This is a genomic window from Mesorhizobium sp. M1027 (assembly GCF_040318745.1).
Classification (GTDB): domain Bacteria; phylum Pseudomonadota; class Alphaproteobacteria; order Rhizobiales; family Rhizobiaceae; genus Mesorhizobium.
On the sequence record NZ_JAMYMW010000020.1, the window covers coordinates 1 to 24,351 of the forward strand.

Annotated in this window: 27 protein-coding genes; 17 read left to right on the plus strand and 10 right to left on the minus strand. The window is 63.1% G+C overall.

Annotated features, from left to right (window positions below):
- The first annotated feature begins 55 nt into the window (after nt 1–55).
- From NKH50_RS27870 to rarD, 7 genes are all read left to right on the plus strand, one after another.
- A complete protein-coding gene (locus NKH50_RS27870; protein WP_352882366.1) occupies nt 56–463 on the plus strand; it encodes an endonuclease domain-containing protein in 408 nt (135 codons plus the stop codon).
- On the plus strand, nt 460–846 hold the full coding sequence (locus tag NKH50_RS27875; protein ID WP_352882369.1) for a VOC family protein: 387 nt from the start codon (nt 460–462) through the stop codon (nt 844–846). The genes NKH50_RS27870 and NKH50_RS27875 overlap by 4 nt, the downstream gene beginning before the upstream one ends.
- A gap of 6 nt (nt 847–852) precedes the next feature.
- Entirely contained in the window at nt 853–1,344 is a 492-nt protein-coding gene (locus NKH50_RS27880; protein WP_352882371.1) for a GFA family protein, read from the plus strand.
- Complete coding sequence (locus NKH50_RS27885; protein ID WP_352882373.1) at nt 1,341–1,817, plus strand: GFA family protein; 477 nt, start codon at nt 1,341–1,343, stop codon at nt 1,815–1,817. Before NKH50_RS27880 ends, NKH50_RS27885 begins: the two co-directional genes overlap by 4 nt.
- Nucleotides 1,814–2,770 carry a prolyl aminopeptidase gene (pip, locus tag NKH50_RS27890; protein WP_352705385.1) on the plus strand — a complete coding sequence of 319 codons (957 nt, stop codon included), beginning with the start codon at nt 1,814–1,816 and terminating at the stop codon, nt 2,768–2,770. The genes NKH50_RS27885 and pip overlap by 4 nt, the downstream gene beginning before the upstream one ends.
- Entirely contained in the window at nt 2,767–4,389 is a 1,623-nt protein-coding gene (gene cimA, locus NKH50_RS27895) for a citramalate synthase (RefSeq protein ID WP_352882376.1), read from the plus strand. The genes pip and cimA overlap by 4 nt, the downstream gene beginning before the upstream one ends.
- 83 nt (nt 4,390–4,472) lie before the next feature.
- Nucleotides 4,473–5,405, plus strand: a complete 933-nt coding sequence (gene rarD / locus NKH50_RS27900; RefSeq protein ID WP_352753079.1) for an EamA family transporter RarD — start codon at nt 4,473–4,475, stop codon at nt 5,403–5,405.
- A 132-nt stretch (nt 5,406–5,537) separates the two neighbouring features.
- Here the strand turns inward: rarD and NKH50_RS27905 are convergent, their stop codons facing one another.
- Complete coding sequence (locus tag NKH50_RS27905; RefSeq protein ID WP_352705437.1) at nt 5,538–6,149, minus strand: LOG family protein; 612 nt, start codon at nt 6,147–6,149, stop codon at nt 5,538–5,540.
- A 113-nt stretch (nt 6,150–6,262) separates the two neighbouring features.
- Between NKH50_RS27905 and NKH50_RS27910 the strand changes: the two genes are divergently transcribed.
- From NKH50_RS27910 to NKH50_RS27925, 4 genes are all read left to right on the plus strand, one after another.
- On the plus strand, nt 6,263–7,693 hold the full coding sequence (locus NKH50_RS27910; RefSeq protein WP_352882380.1) for a LysM peptidoglycan-binding domain-containing protein: 1,431 nt from the start codon (nt 6,263–6,265) through the stop codon (nt 7,691–7,693).
- A gap of 81 nt (nt 7,694–7,774) precedes the next feature.
- Nucleotides 7,775–8,128, plus strand: coding sequence for an ArsR/SmtB family transcription factor (locus NKH50_RS27915; RefSeq protein WP_352479323.1), 354 nt, complete (start codon nt 7,775–7,777; stop codon nt 8,126–8,128).
- 20 nt (nt 8,129–8,148) lie between these two features.
- A complete protein-coding gene (locus NKH50_RS27920; RefSeq protein ID WP_352882382.1) occupies nt 8,149–10,035 on the plus strand; it encodes an ABCB family ABC transporter ATP-binding protein/permease in 1,887 nt (628 codons plus the stop codon).
- A gap of 86 nt (nt 10,036–10,121) precedes the next feature.
- A complete protein-coding gene (locus tag NKH50_RS27925) occupies nt 10,122–10,469 on the plus strand; it encodes an antibiotic biosynthesis monooxygenase (RefSeq protein WP_352882384.1) in 348 nt (115 codons plus the stop codon).
- 5 nt (nt 10,470–10,474) lie between these two features.
- Here the strand turns inward: NKH50_RS27925 and NKH50_RS27930 are convergent, their stop codons facing one another.
- Nucleotides 10,475–11,341, minus strand: coding sequence for an SMP-30/gluconolactonase/LRE family protein (locus tag NKH50_RS27930; protein ID WP_254820224.1), 867 nt, complete (start codon nt 11,339–11,341; stop codon nt 10,475–10,477).
- A gap of 385 nt (nt 11,342–11,726) precedes the next feature.
- Nucleotides 11,727–12,017 carry a hypothetical protein gene (locus NKH50_RS27935; protein ID WP_352882424.1) on the minus strand — a complete coding sequence of 97 codons (291 nt, stop codon included), beginning with the start codon at nt 12,015–12,017 and terminating at the stop codon, nt 11,727–11,729.
- On the opposite strand from NKH50_RS27935, the gene NKH50_RS27940 reads away from it, so the two are divergent.
- From NKH50_RS27940 to NKH50_RS27955, 4 genes are all read left to right on the plus strand, one after another.
- On the plus strand, nt 11,904–12,905 hold the full coding sequence (locus tag NKH50_RS27940) for a DMP19 family protein (RefSeq protein ID WP_352882420.1): 1,002 nt from the start codon (nt 11,904–11,906) through the stop codon (nt 12,903–12,905). The genes NKH50_RS27935 and NKH50_RS27940 overlap by 114 nt on opposite strands.
- A 133-nt stretch (nt 12,906–13,038) precedes the next feature.
- Entirely contained in the window at nt 13,039–13,737 is a 699-nt protein-coding gene (locus NKH50_RS27945; RefSeq protein WP_352647365.1) for a phosphatidylserine decarboxylase, read from the plus strand.
- Nucleotides 13,738–13,740: 3 nt separating this feature from the next.
- Complete coding sequence (locus NKH50_RS27950; RefSeq protein WP_352738114.1) at nt 13,741–14,556, plus strand: CDP-alcohol phosphatidyltransferase family protein; 816 nt, start codon at nt 13,741–13,743, stop codon at nt 14,554–14,556.
- Between the two features lie 191 nt (nt 14,557–14,747).
- Nucleotides 14,748–15,011, plus strand: coding sequence for a hypothetical protein (locus NKH50_RS27955; protein WP_352738112.1), 264 nt, complete (start codon nt 14,748–14,750; stop codon nt 15,009–15,011).
- An 18-nt stretch (nt 15,012–15,029) separates the two neighbouring features.
- Here the strand turns inward: NKH50_RS27955 and NKH50_RS27960 are convergent, their stop codons facing one another.
- Nucleotides 15,030–17,252 carry an AMP-binding protein gene (locus tag NKH50_RS27960; RefSeq protein WP_352882421.1) on the minus strand — a complete coding sequence of 741 codons (2,223 nt, stop codon included), beginning with the start codon at nt 17,250–17,252 and terminating at the stop codon, nt 15,030–15,032.
- 139 nt (nt 17,253–17,391) lie between these two features.
- A complete protein-coding gene (locus tag NKH50_RS27965) occupies nt 17,392–17,799 on the minus strand; it encodes a tautomerase family protein (RefSeq protein WP_352479219.1) in 408 nt (135 codons plus the stop codon).
- Between the two features lie 113 nt (nt 17,800–17,912).
- Between NKH50_RS27965 and NKH50_RS27970 the strand changes: the two genes are divergently transcribed.
- Nucleotides 17,913–18,767, plus strand: a complete 855-nt coding sequence (locus NKH50_RS27970) for a LysR substrate-binding domain-containing protein (protein ID WP_352882388.1) — start codon at nt 17,913–17,915, stop codon at nt 18,765–18,767.
- Between the two features lie 195 nt (nt 18,768–18,962).
- Here the strand turns inward: NKH50_RS27970 and NKH50_RS27975 are convergent, their stop codons facing one another.
- Nucleotides 18,963–19,853 carry a DMT family transporter gene (locus NKH50_RS27975; RefSeq protein ID WP_352882390.1) on the minus strand — a complete coding sequence of 297 codons (891 nt, stop codon included), beginning with the start codon at nt 19,851–19,853 and terminating at the stop codon, nt 18,963–18,965.
- A gap of 346 nt (nt 19,854–20,199) precedes the next feature.
- Here NKH50_RS27975 and NKH50_RS27980 point away from each other — a divergent pair, with 346 nt between their 5' ends.
- Complete coding sequence (locus tag NKH50_RS27980; protein WP_352738106.1) at nt 20,200–20,706, plus strand: OsmC family protein; 507 nt, start codon at nt 20,200–20,202, stop codon at nt 20,704–20,706.
- A 160-nt stretch (nt 20,707–20,866) separates the two neighbouring features.
- Here the strand turns inward: NKH50_RS27980 and NKH50_RS27985 are convergent, their stop codons facing one another.
- The 4 genes from NKH50_RS27985 to purF all read right to left on the minus strand — a co-directional run bounded on the left by NKH50_RS27985 (nt 20,867) and on the right by purF (nt 24,219).
- Nucleotides 20,867–21,088, minus strand: coding sequence for a hypothetical protein (locus NKH50_RS27985; RefSeq protein ID WP_254820234.1), 222 nt, complete (start codon nt 21,086–21,088; stop codon nt 20,867–20,869).
- Between the two features lie 136 nt (nt 21,089–21,224).
- Nucleotides 21,225–21,854, minus strand: coding sequence for a hypothetical protein (locus NKH50_RS27990; protein WP_352705359.1), 630 nt, complete (start codon nt 21,852–21,854; stop codon nt 21,225–21,227).
- Nucleotides 21,855–21,934: 80 nt separating this feature from the next.
- Entirely contained in the window at nt 21,935–22,675 is a 741-nt protein-coding gene (locus NKH50_RS27995; RefSeq protein WP_352507942.1) for an SDR family NAD(P)-dependent oxidoreductase, read from the minus strand.
- A gap of 74 nt (nt 22,676–22,749) precedes the next feature.
- The gene (gene purF / locus NKH50_RS28000; RefSeq protein ID WP_352479226.1) at nt 22,750–24,219 is read right to left on the minus strand and encodes an amidophosphoribosyltransferase; all 1,470 of its coding nucleotides are present in this window, start codon (nt 24,217–24,219) and stop codon (nt 22,750–22,752) included.
- Between the last annotated feature and the right edge of the window lie 132 nt (nt 24,220–24,351).

Sequence of the window (24,351 nt, forward strand, 5' to 3'; positions counted from 1 at the left end):
GGGGGAGATTGGCTGTCGTCGATGATTTCGCCAATCGCGAAGGCGAGGGTGCTTGATGGGTCACGACCTCGTTCCATCGCGTCGGAGAAAGAATGCAAAATCTATGCGCCGTGGCATGACCGATGCCGAGTTGAAGCTTTGGAACGAATTGCGCGCCCATCGGCTGATGGGGATGAGCTTTCGCCGGCAGGTGCCGATCGGACCTCACATCATCGACTTTGCTTGCTCGACACACAGCTTGATCATTGAGGTTGACGGCAGCCAGCACGCGGATCCCGAAAGTGTCCAGCGTGACGAGGCACGAAGCGCGTACTTGAATGCCAGCGGCTGGACCATCCTGCGCTTTTGGAACGACGACGTCGTTCGCGATATTGACAATGTCTGCCAGCACATCGTGATCGTGGCCGGCCTGACTGGCGCCGACCTGTTGGCAGGCCAGCCAGCAACGGAGGTAGTTCCATGATCGATCATCTCGGCATCACTGTTTCGGATTTCGACGCGTCGAAGGCTTTTTACGACAGGGCGATGGCACCGCTCGGCGCCTCGCTGCTTTACATGGTGCCGCAGGAATATACCGGCGGCGCCAAGGTCGGCGGCTACGGCCGCGACCGGCCGGTGTTTTGGCTGCACGCCGGCAAGGACAAGTCGAAGCATCATCAGCATGTCGCTTTCACCGCGCGCAGCCGCGCCGAGGTCGATGCCTTTCACGCCGCGGCAATCGCCGCCGGCGGCAAAGACAATGGCGAGCCTGGCCTGCGCCCGCACTACCATCCGAACTATTATGGCGCCTTCGTCCTCGATCCCGACGGCAACAATGTCGAGGCGGTCTGCCATGCTCCGGAGTAGTGCGCGATGAGCCTCGACAACAGACCGGTGTATACAGGCGGCTGCCAGTGCGGCGCCGTGCGCTTCCGCGTCGAAGGCACGCTCGGCGATGCTTCCGTCTGCCATTGCCGCATGTGCCAGAAGGCGAGCGGCAATTTCTACCTGCCGCTGGTCTCGGTGCGCGGCGCCAGGCTGGACTGGACGCGCGGTAAGCCCAAACGCTTCCGCTCGTCCAACGCGGCTTTGCGCGGTTTCTGCGCCGAATGCGGCACGCCGCTGACCTTCGAAGCGCCCGATGGCGTGGCGCTCGCCATCGCCGCATTCGACCACCCCGAGGAGATTGCGCCGACGATCCAATGGGGTGTCGAAGCCAAGCTTCCCTATGTGGATCATGTTCACGAATTGCCCGGTGAGGAAACGATGGCCGACGTCTCGTCTGCCTCCTATCTCGCCGACCTCGTCTCCTACCAACATCCCGACCACGACACCGAACAATGGCCGCCGGAGGAAAAATCATGACCGAAACCGTTCGTACCGGCGGCTGCCAGTGCGGCGCCGTGCGCTTCCGCATCCACGGGGCGCTCGGCCGCCCGTCCATTTGTCATTGCCGCATGTGCCAGAAACAGTTCGGGTCGTTTTTCGGCCCGCTGGTGACAGTGCCGAGCGACGGCGTCGAATGGGTGCGCGAGGAGCCGAGTTACTTTCAGTCGTCGGTCAACATCGATCGCGGCTTCTGCGCCCGCTGCGGCACACCGCTGACCTACCGCCAGCCCGGCGCGCTGGAGATCGCCATCGGCGCCTTCGACGACCGTTCCGATCTGGCGCCGCAGATCCAGGTCAACTACGCCGCCAGGCTGCCTTGGGTCGAGACGATCTTCGACGCGCCGATCCATGACGACCCGGATTTCTACGCGCGACAGGAATCCATCATCTCCTTCCAGCATCCCGATCACGAGACGGCCAACTGGCCGCAGCAGGGCCTGAAATTATGAGCAGCGAATTCCGTACCCTCTATCCCGAGATCGAGGCTTTCGAGTCCGGCATGCTCGACGTTGGCGATGGCCATCAGGTCTATTGGGAGCGCTCCGGCACCAAGGGGGCCAAGCCGGCTGTATTCCTGCATGGCGGGCCGGGCGGCACCATTTCGCCAAAGCACCGGCGGCTGTTCGACCCGAAGCTCTACGACCTCGTTCTGTTCGACCAGCGCGGCTGCGGAAAATCGACGCCCAATGCCTCGCTCGAAGCCAACACCACCTGGCACCTGGTCGCCGACATCGAGCGCCTGCGAAGAATGTGCGGCTTCGACAAATGGCTGGTGTTTGGCGGCTCGTGGGGGTCGACGCTGGCGCTGGCCTATGCCGAGACACATCCCGAGCGGGTCAGCGAACTGGTCGTGCGCGGCATTTACACGCTGACCCGCGCCGAACTCGAATGGTACTACCAGTTCGGCGTCTCGGAGATGTTCCCCGACAAGTGGGAGCGGTTTTTGGCGCCCATTCCGGAGGCTGAGCGCGGCGACATGATGGCCGCCTACCGCAAACGGCTGGTCGGCAGCGATCCTGTGGCGCGGGTCGAGGCCGCCCGCGCCTGGAGCCTGTGGGAGGGCGAGACGATCACGCTGCTGCCGGAACCGGAAACCAGCGGTCCCTTCGGCCAGGATGATTATGCCCTGGCTTTCGCCCGCATCGAGAACCACTATTTCGTCCATGCCGGCTGGCTGGAAGAGGGACAGCTGCTGCGCGATGCATGGAAGCTTAAGGATATCCCGGGTACCATCGTTCACGGCCGCTACGACATGCCGTGCCCGGCGCGCTATGCCTGGGCGCTGCACAAGGCGTGGCCGAAAGCGGACTTCCATCTGATCGAAGGCGCCGGCCACGCCTATTCGGAGCCGGGCATCCTCGACAGGCTGATCCGCGCAACGGACATGTTTGCCGGGAAATGACCATGGCTCGCGAGCGCCTTTATCTGTTCGACACCACGCTGCGCGATGGTCAGCAGACGCCGGGTATCGACTTTTCCGTCGAGGACAAGATCGCCATCGCCAAGCTGCTGGACGCGTTCGGCATCGACTACGTCGAGGGCGGCTACCCCGGCGCCAATCCAACCGACACTGCCTTCTTTGCCGAGCGCCGCACGGCCGATGCCAAATTCGTTGCCTTCGGCATGACCAAGCGGGCAGGCGTGTCGGCTTCGAACGACCCCGGCCTCGCGACGCTGATCCAATCCAAATCTGATGCCATCTGCTTCGTCGCCAAGAGCTGGGACTACCACGTCCGCGTCGCGCTCGGCTGCACCAATGAGGAGAACCTCGAGGCGATCAAGACCTCGGTCGAGGCGGCGCTCACTGCCGGCAAGGAGGCGATGGTCGACTGCGAGCATTTCTTCGATGGCTTTAAGGCCAACCCCGATTATGCGCTGGCCTGCGCCAGAACGGCTTATGAAGCCGGCGCGCGCTGGGTGGTTCTGTGCGACACCAATGGCGGCACCCAGCCCTCTGAGGTGCGCGCCATCGTCGAAAGGGTGATCGCCGCCGGCATACCAGGCGACCATCTCGGCATCCACGCCCATGAGGACACCGGCCAGGCGGTGGCGAATTCGCTTGCCGCCGTGGAGGCCGGCGTGCGCCAGATCCAGGGCACGCTGAATGGCATCGGCGAGCGCTGCGGCAACGCCAACCTGATCTCGATCGTGCCGACATTGGCGCTGAAGCCGGCCTTTTCGGGCCGCTTTGCTACAGGCATTTCGGCAGAGAAGTTGACCGGTATATCGCGTCTGTCCCGCGCCTTCGACGAGTTGCTGAACCGCGCGCCCGAAGCGCAGGCGCCCTATGTCGGTGCCTCCGCTTTCGCCACCAAGGCCGGCATCCATGCCTCGGCGCTGGCCAAGGAGCCGGCGACCTACGAGCATGTGCCGCCAGAGACTGTCGGCAACCGCCGCCGCGTCATGGTTTCGGACCAAGGTGGGAAGGCCAATTTCCTCGCCGAGCTGAAGCGGCGCGGCATCGACGTGCCCCGGGATGACCATCGCCTCGACGCTCTGATCGCCGTGGTCAAGGAACGTGAGGCGGAGGGTTACGCTTACGAAGGCGCCGACGCCAGCTTTGAGCTTCTGGCGCGCAAGATGCTGCATGGCCTGCCGGAATTCTTCCGCGTCACCTCGTTCCGCTGCATGGTCGAGCGCCGCTTCGACGCCAACGGCCAGCTGAAGACGGTCTCGGAGGCGATTGTGAAAGTGCTGGTCGAGGGCGAGGAGAAGATGTCGGTCGCCGAAGGCCATGGCCCGGTCAACGCGCTCGACATTGCGCTGCGCAAGGATCTCGGCAAATTCCAGAGCGAGATCGCCGATCTCGAGCTGGCCGACTTCAAGGTGCGTATCCTCAATGGCGGCACCGAGGCGATCACCCGCGTGCTGATCGAATCCCATGACGGCACCGGCGCGCGCTGGTGGACGGTCGGCGTCTCCGAAAACATCATCGATGCTTCGTTCCAGGCGCTGATGGATTCGATCGTCTACAAGCTGATGAAGAACCGCGACATGGCGGGATTGGCGGCGGCGGAGTAGCGTTGAACCATCAGCGAGACTCCATTAATCCATCAGAAATTTGCGATGGTTTTGACAGGGCGGCTGGCGCATAGCGTTGGGCCATGACCGCCCAAGCAATGCAAATCGAAGCCGACACCAAAGCTCGTCGCGGTTTTCTGCTGGCGCTTGGCGCCTACCTCCTTTGGGGGCTGCTGCCCTTCTACATGAAGGCTGTCGCGCATCTGCCGCTGGCCGAAGTCATCGCCCACCGCATCGTCTGGTCAGTGCCGATCGCCGCCGCTGTCCTGGTCTGGGCAGGCAGGACTGCCGATTTCAAAGCGGCAGTTCGTTCGCCGCGCATCATTTCGATGGCCGTGCTGACCGCAGCGCTGATCTCGGTCAACTGGGGCATCTATGTCTGGGCGATCGCGGTCGACCGCACCATCGAGACCGCGCTTGGCTACTACATCAACCCGCTGGTCAGCGTCGTTGTCGGCGCGCTGCTGCTCGGCGAACGGCTCGACCGCCTGCAGGTCGTGGCGGTGGTGCTCGCGGCAATCGCCGTCGCGGTACTGACCATCGACGCCGGCAAGCTGCCTTGGGTGTCGCTGGTGCTGGCCTTTTCCTTTGCCGCCTATGCCTTCTTCCGCAAGACGCTGCCAATCGGCCCGAGCCAGGGCTTCCTGCTTGAAGTGCTGCTGCTGTCGGTGCCGGCGCTCGGCTACATCGTCTTCCTGATCGCCACAGGACAGGATCATTTCGTCTCCAGCTCGTTGAACGACACCGCCTTGCTGATCGGCTGCGGGCCGGTCACCGCCGTGCCGCTGCTGTTGTTTGCGTTCGGCGCCAGGCTGCTGCGCCTCTCCACCATCGGCATCATGCAATATATCGCGCCGACCATCGTCTTTTTGATCGCGGTGCTGATTTTCGGCGAACCCTTCGGCAGTGTTCAGGCCATAGCCTTCGGGCTGATCTGGGCAGCACTGGCGATGTACTCCTGGTCGATGTTTTCTTCGGTGCGCAAGACCGTTTCCGCATCAGCTCGAGCCGCGTAACGAAGAAAGGCGGTTGGCCCGTCATTGCGGATTTAAGGAAGGCAGTAGGGAAAGGAGTGAATAGTGAATAATCAGTAGTGGATAGACAGGCGCGGTCTGGAACGTCTTGTGTTTCACTATTCACTGTTCACTCTACATCTTATCAATCACCGACTGTACGCCCTCCGTCGGAGCGTCGACGGACGATCCCGCCACCATGATGGCGGCGACGATTGCTTCCGGATCCTCGACCACCAGCGGCTTTACCCGTTGCGCCGTGTGGATGAAGCCTTCCGTTGCCATGTGGTCGAGCAGCGCTAGCATCGGATCCCAGAACCCTCCGACGTTACCGAAGACGATCGGCTTGCGGTGGTGGCCGAGTTGGGCCCAAGTCATGATCTCGACGATCTCCTCGACCGTGCCGATGCCGCCGGGCAACGCCACAAAGGCGTCGGATTTCTCGAACATCCTATGTTTGCGCTCATGCATATTGTCGGTGATGACGAGCTCGTCGAGCCGGTTAAGCGCGGTTTCGGTCGCCTCCCGGTTGATCAGAAAACGTGGAATGATGCCCGTTACCTTGCCGCCGGCCTTTAATGTCCCTTCAGCGACGGCACCCATGATACCTTTAGTGCCGCCGCCATAAATCAGACGCAGGCCGGACTTGGCGATCGAGCGGCCAAGCAGGTGTCCGGCCTTGATATAGGTTTCATCTCGGCCCGGGGACGAGCCGCAATAGACGCAGACAGATCGAATCGTGTTCATGTTATAATTGGTGATAGGGACTATTGGCATGGTCAAGCCCTGGGGCGGGCTTTTTCTTGTCGGATTTGGTAAAACAGGCTAGACCAAATTAGGTGGCTAAGGGGCAGGGAAACATGGCAATTAATCCGTTGAAGGCGTTTTTGTTCGCGGCTGGCGGCTCTGTCGCCGCGGCGGGAACCGCCTATCTATCGGGCGCGCTCGACCCGTATCTCAATTCTACCCGGCCTGCGGAGGTCGCGGCGCTGACGCCGCCGGCTTCGAAACCGGTCGCTCCGGCGACCGAGGGGCGGCTGCCGCCTGCGCCCGCGGCCTCCACCGATGCGGCAGCGCCCGCTGCGCCGACCGCAGCAGGTGCAATCGTGCCGACCTTCGACATCGTGCGCGTCGAAAGCAACGGCTCGGTCGTCGTCGCCGGCAATGCGGCGCCCAACGCCAAGGTCGAGATTCTCAACGGTTCGACTGTGCTCGGCTCGACGGTCGCCGGTCCCGACGGCGCCTTTGCCATTATTCTCGACGATCCGCTGAAGCCCGGCGACTACACGATCACGCTGCGCTCGACGGCTGGCAATGTCGTGACCGCCTCGGCGCAGACCGCCGTCGTTTCGATCCCCCAGAATTCCACCGGCCAAGTGCTGGCAATGGTCGAGGAGCCGGGCAAGCCGTCCGAACTGCTCACTGTTCCGGCCCCTGAGGCAAAATCTGATGCCGCGCTGCCTGCCACTGGCACCGAACTGCCGGCCGCCGCCGCGCCGGCCGCCATTGAAGCCGCACCGGCTCCGGTGGCGCCCGCCACACCGGCAGCGCCTGCTGCTCCCGCGGCGGAGCCCAAGATCGTCGTCGAAGCCGTCGAAATCGACGGCAACAAGATTTTCATTGCCGGCGTCACTGATCCCGGCCGCAAGGTGCGCGCCTATGCCAACGATATCCTGCTCGGCGACGCGAAGACCTCGCCCGACCGCCACTTCCTGGTCGAAGCGACACGTGACATCCCGGTCGGCACCTACACCATCCATGTCGACGCGCTCGACGCCGACGGCGTGAGGGTGGTGGCCCGTGCCGCCGTGCCGTTCGAGCGCGAGCCAGGCGAGGCGGTTGCCGCCGTCGCACCCGCCGAGCCTAAGCCTGCCGAGATAAAACCAGCCGAGCCGAATGCTCCGGCGACCAAAGCCGCGCCGGCTACACCGGCAACAGCCGCCGAAACGCCCGCAACCACCCCCGCTCCCGCCACCGAGGCCCCGGCCGAAATGGCCGCGACAACGCCTTCGGGCGAAACTCCCGAGACCGTCGCTCCTAAGCTCGAACATGCCGATGGCGCAGTCATTATCCGCCGCCATGACACGCTGTGGCGGATTTCGCGGCGAGTCTATGGCCAAGGCATGCGCTACTCGACCATCTATCTCGCCAACCAGGACCAGATCAGCAATCCGAACCGAATCTGGCCGGGGCAGGTGTTCAAGGTGCCGGAGAAATCGAAGGAAGGCGAGCCCGCCGATCTCAAGGCAATGGGCGACCAGATGACGACGGCGCCAGTCAAGACCGAGTAGCCGTTCTGCCCATCAGAATAGCTTGCGACAGGGCCAGTCATCGTTTATCGCCGATGCACGATGATCGAATCTCCCCCCGTAATGGACCGACGCCAGGCGGCAGATGAACGCGCGCCGGCCAACTGCACGCCGGCCAAATGCACGCCGGATAGCCGCGCTGTCGCTGTCCGGCTCGCGGCCCTTTCGCATCCGGCGCGGATCGAAATTCTCAAACACCTTTCCGCCAGCCGTTCGTGCTGCTGTCGCGAGGTCGTCGAGCATCTCGATCTGGCGCAGTCCACCGTTTCCCAGCATTTGAAGATCCTGGTCGAGGCCGGGCTGATCCGCTTCGAGCCTGACCGCCAGCGCTCGCGCTATGAGCTCGACCGCGCCGCGCTCGCCGATGTTTCGGCATCGCTGGCCGCGCTGGTCGATTCCTGCTGCTCCGGCCGCTAAGATATAAAAGGTAAACAAGAATGGCCGAGAAAACCGTTTCCGCCGATTCCGGCTCGACCTTCAGAACGTTGCGCAATCTCTGGCCCTACATGTGGCCGGCCGACCGCGCCGACCTGAGGGCCCGGGTGGTGTGGGCCACCGTGCTGCTGGTCGTTGCCAAGCTGACCCTGGTGGCCGGACCCTATTTCTTCAAATGGGCGACCGACGCACTGGCCGGCGATAGCAAATCGCCGCCGCCGCTGCCGGCCTTCCTGCTGGCGCCGGTCATGCTGGTCGTCGCCTACAATACCGTGCGGCTGGTGCAGCTCGGCTTCAACCAGTTGCGCGACGCCCTGTTTGCACGGGTCGGCCAGCATGCCGTGCGCCGGCTCGCCTTCCGTACCTTCGTGCACATGCACGAATTATCGCTGCGCTTCCACCTCGAACGGCGCACCGGCGGACTGTCGCGCGTCATCGAGCGCGGCACTAAAGGCATCGAGACGATCGTCCGGTTCACCATGCTGGCGACTGCACCGACGATCGTCGAATTCGCGCTCACCGCCGGCATCTTTGCCGTTACCTATGGCTGGCTATACGTCTTGGTGATCGCGGTCACGGTCTGGCTCTATGTCTGGTTCACCGTCAGGGCGAGCGATTGGCGTATTTCGATCCGCCGCGAGATGAACGACAGCGACAATGAAGCCAGCACGAAGGCGATCGATTCGCTGCTCAACTACGAAACAGTCAAATATTTCAACAACGAAGCCATGGAGGCCGAGCGCTTCGACCGTTCCACGGCGCGCTATGAGGTGGCTGCGACCAGGACCTGGACCTCGCTTGGTTGGCTGAACTTCGGCCAAGGCGTGATCTTCGGCATCGGCATGACCGTCGTCATGGTGCTGTCGGCACTCGAGGTGAAGGCAGGCACACAGAGCGTCGGCGATTTCGTCTTCGTCAACGCCATGCTCATGCAGCTTTCGGTGCCGCTGAATTTCATCGGCATGATCTACCGCGAAATCCGCCAAGGCCTGACCGACATCGAAAACATGTTCGATCTGCTTGACGTCAAGCGCGAGATCGTCGATCGGCCGGGCGCCAAGCCACTGGTCGTCAGCGCCGGCAATGTCGAGTTCCGTGACGTGCATTTTTCCTACGACGCCAACCGCAAGATCCTGAAGGGTATCAGCTTCGAGGTGCCAGCAGGCAAGACGGTGGCCATTGTCGGTCCCTCCGGAGCCGGAAAGTCGACCATTTCGCGGCTTTTGTTTCGTTTCTACGACATCCAGCGCGGCAAGGTTCTGATCGACGGCCAGGACATTCGCGACGTGACGCAGGAGAGCTTGCGCGCCGCCATCGGCATGGTGCCGCAGGATACGGTGCTGTTCAACGACACCATCGCCTACAACATTCGCTACGGCCGCATCGGCGCCAGCGAGGAGGATGTGCGCAAGGCGGCAGAACTGGCCCAGATCGGACCGTTCATCGAGCGGCTGCCCGACGGCTATCGCTCAATGGTGGGCGAGCGCGGGCTGAAACTCTCCGGCGGTGAGAAGCAGCGGGTGGCGATTGCCCGCACCATCTTGAAGGCTCCGCCGATCCTGATGCTCGACGAGGCGACCTCGGCGCTGGACAGCCACACCGAGCAGGAGATCCAGGCGGCACTCGACCTGGTCAGCCAGGGCCGCACCACCCTCGTCATCGCCCATCGGCTGTCTACAGTGATTTCCGCCGACGAAATCATCGTCCTGCAGGACGGCCAGATCGCCGAGCGCGGCACCCATGCCGCCTTGATGGCCAAGCGCGGCCTTTATGCATCGATGTGGGACCGCCAGCGCGAGGCAAGCGAGGCCGAGGAGCGGCTGCGCATTGCCCGCGAAAGTGACGAGTTCGGCGTCGTCGTCCGCCGCCGCACCTCGGAGGTGAGCTGAAATCGTGCTTGACCTCAACTTAAGTTGAGATCGTAGGCCGTTTTGGATCGCAGCAAGATGCGTCGTTCAAAACGGAGACAATCGATATGAATGGGATAAATCAGGCAGTTAGTGGCGGCAGCGTATTCCGGGTGGACAAGTTTGTCGTTCCGGCCAACGCCCGCGAGGAGATTCTTGCCAAGGTCCGGATGACGCATGAATTGCTGCGCCAGCAGCAAGGGTTCGTCCAGGATTTCCTGCTTGAGCAATTCTCGGGGCCGGGCGAGTTCAACCTCGTGACCATTGTCGCATGGGAAGGGCAGGCCGCTGTCGACAAGGTCGTGCCGATCATCAAGGCTGCGCATGAGCGCAGCGGCTTCAATCCTCAGGAGACCATTGCGCGACTTGGCGTCAAGGCCGATATTGCCAACTATCAGCGGATTCCCGGGATGTAAGCTCTCTACGGCCAGCCGGCGCCTGGCGCAGTAGCGTCGACGCTGAGCACTTGGCCGGTACGGGCATCGCTGATCATATGTTCGAAGCCGCGCCATTCGGCGGCGACGATGAACAGCGTTTTTCCCTCGCTGCCGCCGAGCATGCAGGCAAAGCAGCCGCGGTCGACGTCGACGCTTTCGAGCATCGCGCCACCCTCGCGCACCCGTACGCAATGCCTGTTCGGAACATCGGCATACCAGGCCGCACCTTCGGCATCGAGGCAGATGCCGTCGGGAAAACCGTTGCCGAGATTGGCCCAGATCCTGCGGTTGGAAAGGCCGCCATCGGCAGCGATGTCGAAGGCGGTCAGCCGGTTGGCGTGGGACTCGGCAACGATAAGCGTCTTATTGTCAGGCGTCACCGCCATGCCATTGGCGAAGGCGAGGTTCTCAGCCACCTGCCGAACCGAGCCGTCAGGCGCTACCAGCACGATGGCGCCGGGGCCGAAATGCTGGCCGGGACCCGGAGCAGGCCCACCACCATTGACATAGATGTTGCCGCGTCCATCGACGACGATCTCGTTCCACGGGCTCTTTGATAGTTGTCTCAGATCGGCATGGATGACCAATGTCCCGTCTGCCTCCTGCCTGAGGATCAGCCCTTCGCGGCCGGATACGACAAGCAGGCGCCCGTCCGGCAGCCAGTCAATGGAATAGGGCAGGGTGGCCGGCACGGTGAGCGCGATCTCGCTGTTGCCTAGGGCGTCAACGGCGATGATCTGGCCCGTACCCCAGTTGCAGAACCACAGCCGGCCATCGTGCCAGCGCGGTGACTCGCCGAAAGCCAAGCCGTTCATCACCACTTGCACTTGCCTAGCTGCTGATTTCTGCATGGGCCGAGAACCTCCGGGTTTGCGCAGATCGTCATGGCCGAAAGGCCGATGAGAGGCGCTGTCTTGCCAAGGACGGGCGAGAGTGCTGCGTTCCGACAATGAGGATGGCGACGGCGTCGTTTATATTTGACCTGAGTAGCCGCACGGAACCGCGCGATGCGCCGTGCGCCTTCACTCATTCTTCTTCAATGAAGTATAACCGGCCGGTGCTTGCGGACGGGAAAGTCAAATGCAAGAATCACGTTGGCCCGCAGAATCCTGTTGTTGCCAAAGCACAAAAGGGGTTGACGTGTTCGAAAGATTTTCTCGCTGGGCTAAGGGGAAATTTCGTCGGTTGGCGCTCATTTCGCCGGCTCGCTCCGAGCAGTCATTCGTAGGCAGGCCGTTACCTTCGGTAATTGTGCCGCGCTCCGCGGTGGAACAGGCGGTTGATGAGCCTTTCAAGCTCGTTGTAGCCGTTGACGGTTTCGTCGACGCCATGCTCAGCAAGGCGCTCTACACGCGCTTCGAGATAAACCAGAAGGCGATGCAGGTGTACCATGCCGACCTCTATTTGGCGCAGGTGAATAATGGCGGCCACAGTCAGCTCATTCACAACTGCAACGTTTATGGAATTCTCGCCGACGTCATTGCCGACGCACGCGTTGGCCTTGCCGCAATGGGCGCGCATGAACAACTAGGCGCTCTGGACCAAATGGCTGCCTGGGTCGCGGAGCACCCCGAGGAGACTGAGGAACAGACCGGCTTCGAAGGCGGCCGTGACGACTTCCTCGACACACTTGATGAGCTTTTCTATGAAGCCGATAAGGCCGCGTCGATGCTTGCGCTTTCGGCGCGTTGGATCGCTTCGTGGCCCGAACTGAAAATTGTCGACGATCCCGACTGCGACGACGCCATCCATCAACTGGCCATGGCCAATCCCCGGCGCGAGCCGAGGCTACTCCATCGTTCTGTTGGCAAGCTGGTCAATCAAATGACGGGCTGGCGTGATGTCGGCGTCGGCCTTGCATGCGCCGAGGCGCCTAGGCCCGAGGTCAAGCTGGCGCTCGGCATGGCAAGGGTGCTGGACGTCGAGGGCGAAAAACTGTTGGCTTTTCAGCTGCGCACCAATGCCAAGGAGCCGCGTCTAGCCGTCGCCACGCCCACGCATGCGGCCGTCTATGAATATATCGCCCCGAAGGATCCGTCCGTCGCGCGTCCGGGCGAGAATCCATTCGCTGCCGGCGCCCCGCGCGTCGGCAAGAGACTTGCCCGTGTTGAAGCGCAGGCAATAGAAACGGTGCTCGAATTGGCCGCAGCCTATCATGCGCCGGTCGCTGTCGACCTCTTGCTACGCAGGGCCGGGTTCGATCCGACCGATGCTGTCGTCTCGGCGAACTCGGTCGTGCCTAGGGAAGGCGGCGCAGTTGTGAACTGGGTGGTTATGGCCGACGGGCATGTATTCTTCCTCCAGTCGACCCCGAAAGGCGGCGCGCTGCGCGGCAGCCACGAAGAGAGCCTGGCGGAGGCCGATCGGCGCGAGCTCGAGGAGTATTTCGACCAAGCGGCAGCAGCGGGTGCCTGAGTGGATTTCGCTTGGTCGTTCTGAGAGACGGCGGCGCGACCGCCAAACCCTCAACCGCCCCCATTGTCGCGTTGCGACCGCAGGGTGTTTCCGCTATTGAGGCCGGACTTGGAACCAAGGTTGTCCTGATCCCATGAGCCTCGTCGACACGATCAAGAATGCGTTCGTTCCGATCCATCGCGAGGGTTATCCCTTTATCGCTGCGTTCGGCGCGGCGACGCTCTTTCTTGGCTATTTCTCCTCGACCCTGTTCTGGATCGGTCTCATCCTGACGGCCTGGTGCGCCTATTTCTTCCGCGATCCCGAGCGTGTCACGCCGATCGACGACCGGCTGGTTGTCAGCCCGGCCGACGGCATCGTCTCGGCGGTTGGCCCGGCCGTGCCGCCGCGCGAGCTTGGCCTCGGCGGCGGCGAAATGACCCGCATCTCGGTATTCATGAACGTCTTTTCCTGCCACGTTAACCGCTCTCCGGTGCGTGGCCGCATTTCCAGGATCGAGCATCGGCCAGGAAAATTCCTCAACGCCGAACTCGACAAGGCAAGCACCGAGAACGAGCGCAACGGGCTGGTCATCGAAAGCCCCAATGGAACGGTCGCCGCGGTGCAGATTGCCGGCCTGGTGGCGCGGCGCATCGTCTGCTGGGCCGAGGCCGGCGGCGCCATCGGCACCGGCGAGCGCTTCGGACTGATCCGCTTTGGCTCGCGCGTCGATGTATTCCTGCCTTCGACCGCGACGCCGCGTGTCGCCGTCGGCCAGACCGCGGTTGGCGGTGAGACGGTGCTGGCGGAATTCGGCGGCGTTGCTGCAACGCCGCTCGTGCGGATCTCCTGACCGGTGGCGCCGCCGTTCAAGAAATTCGAGGCGCATGGCGGCGGTGGGCCGCGCATTCGCGAAATCCCGATGCGCATGGTGCTGCCCAATCTTGTCACGGTGCTTGCCATCTGCGCTGGCCTGTCCGGTATTCGCTTCGGCTTCGAGGGCCGCTTCGAGCCAGCGGTGGTGATGGTGCTGCTCGCCGCCTTCCTCGATGGTATCGACGGCCGTCTGGCGCGAATGCTGAAGGCGACTTCCAAATTCGGCGCCCAGATGGATTCGCTGGCCGATATCGTCAATTTCGGCGTGGCACCGGCGCTGGTGCTCTATGCCTTTCTACTCGACAGGGCAGGTTCGCCGGGCTGGATCGCCGCACTGCTGTTCACCATCGCCTGTGGGATGAGGCTTGCCCGTTTCAACGTGCTCGACGAAGAGCTCGACCGTCCGCAGTGGCAGACCGAATATTTCGTCGGCGTGCCGGCGCCGGCGGGTGCGGTGTTGGTGATGCTGCCGCTCTATCTGTTCTTCCTCAGGCTTGGGCTTGAACCCAGCCGCCTGGCGGCCTTCATTGCCACTGGCTTCACAATATTGGTGGCGTTCCTGCTGGTCAGCAGATTGCCCGTCTATTCCGGCAAGAGCGTCAGGATACCGGGCGACAGAGTGCTGCCGATCATCCTCGCAGTCGTCCTCTACGTCCTGCTTTTGATGACCTATCCCTGGTATACGCTGACGGCCTCGGTTGCCGGCTATCTGGTCTTCTTGCCGTTCAGCGTGCGCGCCTATTCGAGACGCGCCAAGCGCGAAGGCGAGAAGATGCCGTCGTCGGACATTGGCTGACGGATTTGGACTTGGGAGCGGCTAGCAGAGCACGCGGCGCTGTGGAACGCACCTCAAAAACCCGTTTTCGGAACTTGCTGGGCGGCCAGACCGTTTGTGTTGGTAGGTCCGTTTGAGCGGCGGGTCGTGATACGTCGTCAACGTCGCGCAAGCTGCCGCATCGGGCGCAAGACCATCGGAAACGAGGAGAAATGGCTGTCATCCTCATCGGCGCGTTACTGACTGTCGCCGGCCTCGTCTATATGGCGGTTGCGGCCATCATGCGCGGGCGGCTTAGTGAGCCGGCCGCTGTCTCCACCGCGCCGGATAGTCCGACGCCCAATCTCGCAACACAAGGTCCGACTCTGGAGCCGCGACGACGCGGGCTCCGTTTTCTTGGCCTGTCGCAGAACTGGCCGGGCCTGCTGATGATGGCCGTCGGCGTCATTCTGCTGTTGTCGGTGGTGGTCCTCTAGAGTTTTCGACAGCAAACCTCAGGCGGCTGCGCTCAGTCCCAGCCTCTCGAGCGCCAGCTTTCTAGTCGAGACATAGTCGGTCTTGCCGGAGCCCAGTACCGGGATCTCTTCGACCTTGACGATGTCGTTCGGCACCATCAGTTCGGCCGCCCCGGCCTTTTTGCCGAATTCGCGCAATTCGTCGGGATCCGCATTGTCGGCGGTGGTGACCAGAACGAGGCGCTCGCCGCGCCGCTTGTCCGGCACTGCCACCACGGCGTGATGCTCTTCCGGCCACAGCGACTGCACCAGCATCTCGACCGCACCAAGCGATACCATCTCGCCGGCTATCTTGGCGAAGCGCTTGGCGCGGCCGCGAATGGTGATGAAGCCTTCGCGATCGACCGAAACGATATCGCCGGTGTCGTGCCAGCCTTCGAGCGGCTGCAACTCGCCCGGCCTATCGGCGGTCATGTAGCCCATCATCAGGTTTGGCCCGTCGAGCCACAGCCGGCCGGCGTCGCTAATGCCTTCGACCGGTTCGAGTTTCATGCGCATGGCCGGCAGCAGCCGCCCGACCGTTCCGTCGCGGCCGTGGATGGCGGTGTTGACGGCAACCACCGGTGCGGCCTCGGTCAAGCCAAAACCTTCGATGATCTCGGCCTGGAAGCGCTCACGGTAAACCCGGCGCGTCTCCGGCTTCACCGCCTCGGCACCGGCCACGACGAAGCGCAGGCTGGAAAAATCGTCGTCCTTGGCGGTGCGGGCATAATTGGCGAGGAACGTGTCGGTGCCGAACATCACCGTCGGCCGGACCTTGCGCGCCACCTCCGGAATAAGTTTGTAGTGGAGCGGTGACGGGTAGAGGAACAGCTTTACTCCGGTGACCAGCGGCAGGATGGTGCCGCCGGTCAACCCGAACGAGTGGAACACCGGCAGCACGTTTAGCAGAATGTCGGCAGGCGAGATGGTGATGCGGGCTTCCGCCTGCATCGCATTGGCAAGAAGGTTCCGGTGCGACAGCACCACGGCCTTGGGCGTGCCTTCCGAGCCGGAGGTGAACAGGATCACCGCCGGCTTGGCGGCATCCTGGCGCTGCAGCGGCCAGCGCCACAGCAAGGCGGCTGCGGCCTTGTCCAGCACGGTCACGCTTGCGCGAACATCCTCTAGCCACAACAGTTTCGCCCCGCCTTTTTCCACCGCCTCGACGATGTCGGCGAGATTGGCCTTTTCGACAAAGGCGCGTGAGGAGACCACGGTGCGGATCATCGCCGTGCGGACGGCTGCGGTGACGCTGGCCGGGCCGGCGGTATAGTTGATCATTGCTGCCACCCGCGCAGCCGACAAAAGTCCGACGAACGACAGCACGACGCCATTAGCGTTGGGCAGGAGCAGCCCAACCGCTTCGCCCGGCGCTGTTATTGCCTCGAAGCGGTGGCCCAAAACCCTGGCGCCGATGAACATTTTCCGGTAGCTCAGCGCGCCACCAATGACGTCCTCGACAATTGGATGCGAAGCGCCAACCCGGTCGGCGGCATCGCGCATGGCAAGAAACAGGCCGCGATCGAGATCGTTGCCGAAAAGCCTGGCCTCAGCGAAGCGATCGAACAACGCATTTGTGTTGGAGGCCTGATCGGGATTCCGCGCCACCAGCTCGGCAATGGTCATCGGCTCCAGCACGCTGATCGACAGCTGCGGAAACCAGTGGCGGGGCGCCTTGTCCGCCGGCGTCAGTGAAGCCGGCAGGCTGCGTGCGCCGGCAACGAAGATCGGCACGATGCGCGCGTCGGCCTGCATGGCGATACGGGTGATGGCGCGAAACAACCGAAACGACTTGACGTCGGGCTCGACCGCATCCGGCAGGTAAACGGCGAGCCGGCCCTTGCCCTTCAGCACCCGCACCAATCTGCGGCTGACGAAGACATGCTCGGCGTTGAAGGCGATGGTGCGGCCGAGCTCACGCCACGGCTCCAGCCACGGCGACCTGGCCGAAGCCTGGTCGAGGATGTGCAGCGTGTCCTCCGGCAGCAGCGACAGCATCAGCGCCGGCTCGATGCGTGACTGATGCCAAACGACGTAGATGACCGGGGCCGCCGACTTGCGGGCAATCTTGATGCGCTCGTCGCTGATCCGGTAGGCGAGCTTGAACGGCACGTAGAGCAGCGCCTGGCTCAAACGCAGGCCGAGGCGGAACGTCTCCACCACGCCGATCAGCAGCCAGGCTGCGACAAGACCCGCAAGCAGCGCCAGTGTCAGGATCATCGCCGCATCTCCCAACAATCTCACGTCACGGCTCTTCAGTGGCCGCTTCGGGTGAGAACCTAGCCGAAGTTGGATCAACGTCAATGCGGCTCCATTTTCCTTTTCTCCTGTCATCACTGGATTCGGCTGCCTATCGCAGCTACGCCGCTTTCATCCTTCCGCTGATGAAGCGGAATTCCTGCGTCTTGCCGCCAAAGCCATAGGCGGCCGCAGGCACTTCATGCACGAGGGCGTAGCTTTCCTCATGCACCTTGCCCAGAAGCCGGCCGAATGCGGCAAAAATTGCCTGCAGATACGCCTCCAGCTCGAGCTTGGTGTTGGTGCCGTCGACAACCTTGATGTCGAGCCAAGCCGTGTTGGCGCCATGCTCGGCCAGCGACTTGCCGCCGGCGAACCAGTGCTCTGGGTCGTGATAGGAAATGGCAACAGCTGTAATCGTTGCATCTTTGCGCAGATGCATGGCCGTCAGTTCGGTCACCTCCTTGGCAATGGCGGCTGACAAACCGGCATCGGGTTTGCCGGTGACGCTGACATTGATGATCGGCATGTTTCTTCTCCTCGGCTTCAAGCGGCGTTTCTCGCCGACGAAAAAATCGTGCCATCATTACTAAATCAAAAAAATCGAATTGTTTTTGATAAACACTTTGATAGTGTCGAATTATGCAGATGTTCGATCCCGACCTCCTCAAGACTTTCCTCGCTTTCGTCGATGACGGTTCCCTGGCGCGGGCCGCGTCGATCGTCGGCCGCTCCCCGTCCGCAGTGACCGCGCAGATGCAGCGGCTGGAGGATGTTGTCGGCGAAGCGCTGCTGGTGCCGCAGGGGCGAGGGCGCGGTCTGACGCCGGCAGGCGAGGATCTGGTCGGCCACGCGCGTCGCATCCTTGCCGCGCACCGCGAGGCGTGGCTGGCCCTCAAAGGGGCGCGTGCCGACGGGCGCGTCGCCATCGGCACCACGCAGGACTTCGCCGACAGCGGCTTGCCGCAGCTTCTCAGGGCTTTCGCTGTCAGCCATCCGCGCGTCAGGATCGAATTGCGCGTCGGCCGTTCCGCTGAACTGGCGCAGGCTTTGCAGGCCGGCACCCTTGATCTGGCCATTGCCATGCGGCAGGTGGCGACACGCGACGAAGTCGGCGTGCTCAAGGAACCGATGATCTGGCTTTGCTCACAGAATGGGCTGGCCACCCGCCATGACGAACTGCCCTTGGCACTGCTCGATCCTCATTGCGGGTTTCGCGAAGCGGCGACCAGTGCACTCGATGCGGCCGGCCGTCGCTACCGCATTGCTGCCGGCAGTGCCAGCCTTGCCGGCCTGCGCACGGCAGTGCACGCCGGCATCGCCTTGACGTTGAGGACTGCGCGCTTCGCTCATTCCGGCATCGTCGAGGCGCCGCGCGATCTTGATCTGCCGCCAGTGCCGGTCGCCGAATTCGCCATCCGCTTGCGTGAGGATGCCGATCGACCAGCGCAGGATCTGGCCGCGTTGTTCAGCGGCAACCTGGCCTTGGCCAACTGAGCCAGCAAAGAAAAAGCCGACCTTGCGGTCGGCTCTGAGTAGGACGGGCCGAGGGGTTTGGGGGGACTTGGGGTGGCCCGTCGCAGCCATAATGACTGAGCCCTATGATGGTTCCATGACTTTTCAAATTTATTTTGAGGAACGGACTTCTCGTGATCGGACCGCCAACTCGCCCTCGGACGCGGCGAGGATTGGTCATGCATCCGCTGCGCGCTGCTTGGCCATCAGCCAGTCTCGGCCGGCGTGAGCGAACACCGCGCAAAGCACGATGGCCCCGCCGAGCATGCTGGCTGCCGGCGGGATCTCCGCGAGGAACAGGAAGGCAAACAGGATCGCGAATGGCACTTCGGCCGAGCCCAGCAATCCTGACTCGGCCGCCGGAATAAGCCGGGTGCCCTCCGTCCACAGGATCGAGGCCAGCGCGAACGAGGCGCCGAAGGTGGCTAGAAGCACAGCGTCCCTGGCCGAGACGGCCAGCGGATCGGTGATGAGCCAGCCGAGCACGAACAGGAGGAACGCCGACACGGCACCCGCCCACACCACCGGCGTATCGCGGAAGGCCCGCACCATGATCATGTAGAGCGCGCTGCCGATCGTCATCAGCAGCGCCAACCCGTCGCCGAACAGATGGCCGGTGCCGAAGCCGGACCAGACCATGATCGCCACACCGCACAGTGACACGGCGGCGGCGGCAAGCGTCTGCAGCCGGAACGGCTCGCGGACCAGCATGAAGGCAAGCAGCGCGGTGACGAAGGGTGCGGTGGCGTAGATGATCGCGACATTGGCGACAAAGGTGAACTTGAACGCCGAGATGAAGGCGATGCTGGCGAGCGCGCCCTCGATCGCCAGCAGCCAGCCGCGCCAGCCGAGCCGCAGGCTGTCGCGACCGCCGGAGCGCTGGCGACGCCATAGCACATAAAGGCTGATCAGGATCGAGCCGACGAAGCCGCGCCAGCAGGTGATGGTCAGCGGGTCGGCATGGATCGATTTGGTCAGCACGCCGGTGAGGCCGAAGACGGCCGCCGATGCCGAGACCAGGATGATGCCGAGGGTACGTTCGCGGGCGCTTTCCACTGTGCCTGACATGTCCAGCGATTCCGTCATTTTACCAGCTTACGCTGCCCCGTCCTGACACCATAGTGTCAGCTTGATCGAGGCGTCGTGCATCGAAACAGCAGACGGCAGCGCCGTTGAACAGGAGGCCCGCAAGAACCCTTTCGCGGGTTTCCAGGGTGGCGATATCGGCCATATGTCCGGCGGCCTTACGAATGTGTTGCGAGAGAGGGTGTGAAGGCGTTGGATGTCGGGCACCCGTATCGTCAGGCTATACGGGCGAAACCCTGCCAAGCGCTACGCCAGCGGGGACTTGCGTTTGGGGCAGGCGACACCGCCGTTAAGCGGCGAAGCCAGACAACTATGGGAGAGAAATGAAATGGACGCGATCGCATTGAAGGCCATGCAGGCGCCGCTGAAGGAGGCCTATCGCGACGACGCCTCGCGCGCGCTGATTACCCTCAAGGCCAAGGGCTCGATCGACAACCAATCGATCGCCTGCAAGGTCGAGACGGGCAGGGCGATTGCCCTTGCCGGGCTGCATCCGGCGACCGGCGGCACCGGGCTCGAACTCTGCTCCGGCGACATGCTGCTGGAGGCGCTGGTGGCTTGCGCCGGTGTCACGCTGAAGGCAGTGGCGACGGCGCTGGAATTCAAGCTTGGAGCCGCCACGGTGGAAGCCGAAGGCGATCTCGACTTTCGCGGCACGCTTGGCGTGGCGAGGGATGCGCCGGTTGGCTTCCGCGCCATCCGGCTGACATTTGGGCTCGACACCGACGAACCGCAGGAGCGCATCGATGCGCTGCTCAAGCTGACCGAGCGCTACTGCGTGGTGTTTCAGACCATCAGCCAGAAGCCGGAGCTGACGGTCAGCGCCCGACGCTGACGATCTCCCCTTGAGGGTCCTCAGGGGGAGATGTCGCCGAAGGCGACAGAGGGGTTGTCTCGCGTGAAGCGCCAACCGCTGCAGCAGGCCGAGCCCGATCGGACCAACCCCCCTCTGGCCTGTCGGCCATCTCCCCCTCAAGGGGGGAGATCACGCTGTCCTACTGCGCCGACGGCTCCTCGGCGTCGCCCTCGTCGGCGAAGGGCGAGGCGCTCGGCACGCACTGCACCGACCAGCCGGCCGGCGTCGGTTGCTTCTGGTATTCGGTTATGGCGAAGGCGCACTGTTCGCGGGTGTCGAATGTGCTGGGCAGCACGACCATGCCGCCTTGCGGGCCGGCGATCACCAGATACCAGACTAACGCTACGCTCGGTGCCGCCATGAGTATTTCCTCGCTCTGCTTGTTTGGGAGTCGCACGATCCTAGCAACTCCGGCCCAGCGGCGAAAGCTGGGCCAAAGCGCGGCGTTAAGCCACGGCATCACAGCCGCGTGATGTCGGTCGTTTTCCGGCGGTGGTTCAGTTCACCGCAAAACAATAGAACAGGCCGTCGCCGCCGGTGCCCTTCAGCGCCTCCTGGCTGCAGCCACCGCGTGACGCATGCGAGGAATTCCACGATTTGGCGGCTGCCGAATCGTCGAGGCCGGTACGATCGTGATGACCCATCATCGCCACACCTTCTGCTCCGCTCAGCGTCCAGTCGCCGCAGGTCTGGTCGGCTATTTTCGTGCCGTCCGGCTTGGAGCCGGTCAAAACGTCGTGCCGGTTGGGCGTGTCGCCGCGGCCGTTGACCATTTGGCCCTTTTCGTCGAGTGCCGTCTGTTTGGTGATGGCGTTGGCATCGCTATGCAGGGAAGCGACATCATCGGCGATCTTGACGCCCTTGGCGTTGAACCACGGGCCTTTGCCGATACGGTCGCGTGCATCGGTATCGCTGGTCGAGAGATAAGCGCGCCATGTCTTGCCGGTAACGCCCGCGGCTTCGGCCAGTGAACTACAATGGGCGTCGGCGCCGGCCACACCGCCGAGATCGGCGCCTTTGCCGGAGCCGACGCTGGTGACGAAAAAGCTCATCGTTGCCTCCTGCGACGACGTGGCGCCGATAACTGCAAGCAGCGCGGTGGCAGTCAAGAGAAGCAGTCTCCGCATATGGTCCTCCGTTCCTCGAATTGTGGCACCCGAACAACGTTGGTGCCGGCGCAATTCTTCCGGCAAAATGCGATGTGTGGCTACTCCGGCTGCCGGTAGGCGACAAAGCGATTGTGCTTGGCCTGGAAGATCAGCCCGGTCTCCTTGAGCATAGGGCTGGCCAGCGGCACGATACGCTTGGCGATCTCCGAAGGGTGCGGCAGTGTTTCAGGATCCTCGCCGGGTACGGCCTGCGCCCGCATCGCGGTGCGCGTTGCCCCGGGATCGGCGGCATTGACCCTGAGCGGCAGGTTTTCGGTCTCATGCGCCCATGAACGCGTCATGGCCTCGACCGCCGCCTTCGACGCCGCATAAGGCGCCCAGAAGGCGCGTGCGGAGTGGGCAAGGCTGGAGCTCAGCACGATAGCACGGCCGGCATCTGAAAGCCTGAGCAGCGGGTCGACCGAGCGGATCAGCCGCCATGTTGCGGTGACGTTGATGGTCATCACCTTCTCGAAGGTCTTGGCCTCGACATGGCCGATCGGGGCGATGACGCCGAGCACAGCGGCGTTGGCGACCAGTATATCGAGCTTGCCCCAGCGCTCGTGGATGGCGCCGCCCAGCCGGTCGATCCCCGCCATGTCGGCAAGATCGAGCGGGACCAGCGTCGCCTGCCCGCCATCTGCCTTGATCTGGTCGTCGAGTTCTTCCAAGCCGCCGACGGTGCGAGCAACTGCAATCACATGCGCACCGGCCGCGGCAAGCTCCCTGGCGATGAAATAGCCGATACCGCGCGACGCGCCGGTGACGACCGCAACGCGGCCGGAGAGGTCAAGGCTCATACGATGGATTCCGACAGGCAAGGTGAAACCGCCGTAAGGGGCCAAGGGGACGGAGACAAACGGACCGGCAAGGCCTACGACCCACCTGCCGCCAACAGCGACAGCGTGCGCACATTGTCGGAGCCTTCGAAATCGGCAAGCCGGGTCGGATACTGACCGGTGAAGCAGGCGTCGCAGAATTGCGGCTGCTCGTTGTCGCGGCCGGCTTCGCCGACGGCGCGATAGAGCCCGTCTATCGACAGGAAGCCGAGCGAATCGACGCGGATGAACTCGGCCATCTCCTCCACCGACATGCGCGATGCCAGCAGCTTCGATTTCTCCGGCGTGTCGACGCCGTAAAAGCATGAGGCGCGCGTCGGCGGCGAGGCAATGCGCATATGCACTTCCTTCGCGCCGGCATCGCGCACCATCTGCACGATCTTCTGGCTGGTGGTGCCGCGCACGATCGAATCGTCCACCAGAACCACCCGCTTGCCTTCGATCATGCGGCGATTGGCGTTGTGCTTGAGCTTGACGCCCATGTGGCGGATCGAATCGCCGGGCTGAATGAAGGTACGGCCGACATAGTGGTTGCGGATGATGCCGAGCTCGAACGGAATGCCCGCGGCCTGTGAAAAGCCGATCGCCGCCGGCGTGCCCGAATCCGGCACCGGCACGACGATGTCCGCCTCGACCGGGCTTTCCAGCGCCAGCTCGGCGCCGATGCGCTTGCGCACTTCGTAGACATTGCGGCCTTCGACAGACGAATCCGGCCGCGCGAAATAGACATATTCGAAAATGCAGAAGCGGGTCTTCTGCGGCTCGAACGGGAACAGGCTTTCGATGCCCTTGCTGGTGACGACGACCATTTCGCCGGGCTTCAGGTCACGCACGAAACGCGCCCCGATGATATCGAGCGCACAGGTTTCCGAGGCGAGGATCCAGGCACCGTCAAGATCGCCGAGTACCAGCGGGCGGATGCCGAGCGGGTCGCGGCAGCCGATCATCTTCTTGGACGTCATCGCCACCAGCGAGAAGGCGCCTTCGACCTGGCGCACCGCATCGATAAAGCGCGAATTCAGGTCGCGCTCCTTGCTGGTGGCAACCAGATGCAAGAGCGTCTCGGTATCGGAGGTGGAAGAGAAGATGGCGCCTTGCTTCTGCAGCGCGCGCTGCACGGTCATGGCGTTGGTGAGATTGCCGTTGTGGGCGACGGCAAAGCCGCCATCGGCAAGTTCGGCGAAGAAAGGCTGGATGTTGCGCAGGCCGGAGCCGCCGGTGGTGGCGTAGCGCGTGTGGCCGATGGCACGGTTGCCTTGCAGGCTGTCGATGACACGCTGCTTGGTGAAGGTGTCGCCGATCAGGCCGACATGGCGTTCGACATGGAATTGGGTGCCGTCGTAGGAAACGATGCCGGCCGCTTCCTGGCCTCGATGCTGCAACGCATGCAGGCCGAGGGTTACGATGGCTGCGGCGTCCTGCCGGCCGAAAATGCCGAACACGCCGCATTCGTCGTGGAAATGGTCGTCGGCTTCGGCGGAAAGCACGTCGTCTGCGTCTGCCATTGGGGGCTCAAGCTCCGCTAAAGTCGCCATATAAGGTCATAGCGCATCGAAAGCAACGCACGTCGTGCGGCGTTCACATGATCGTCAGTCTTGATGCCTCGCCAAGTCTGCAGATTGGCAAGTCTGTCGAAA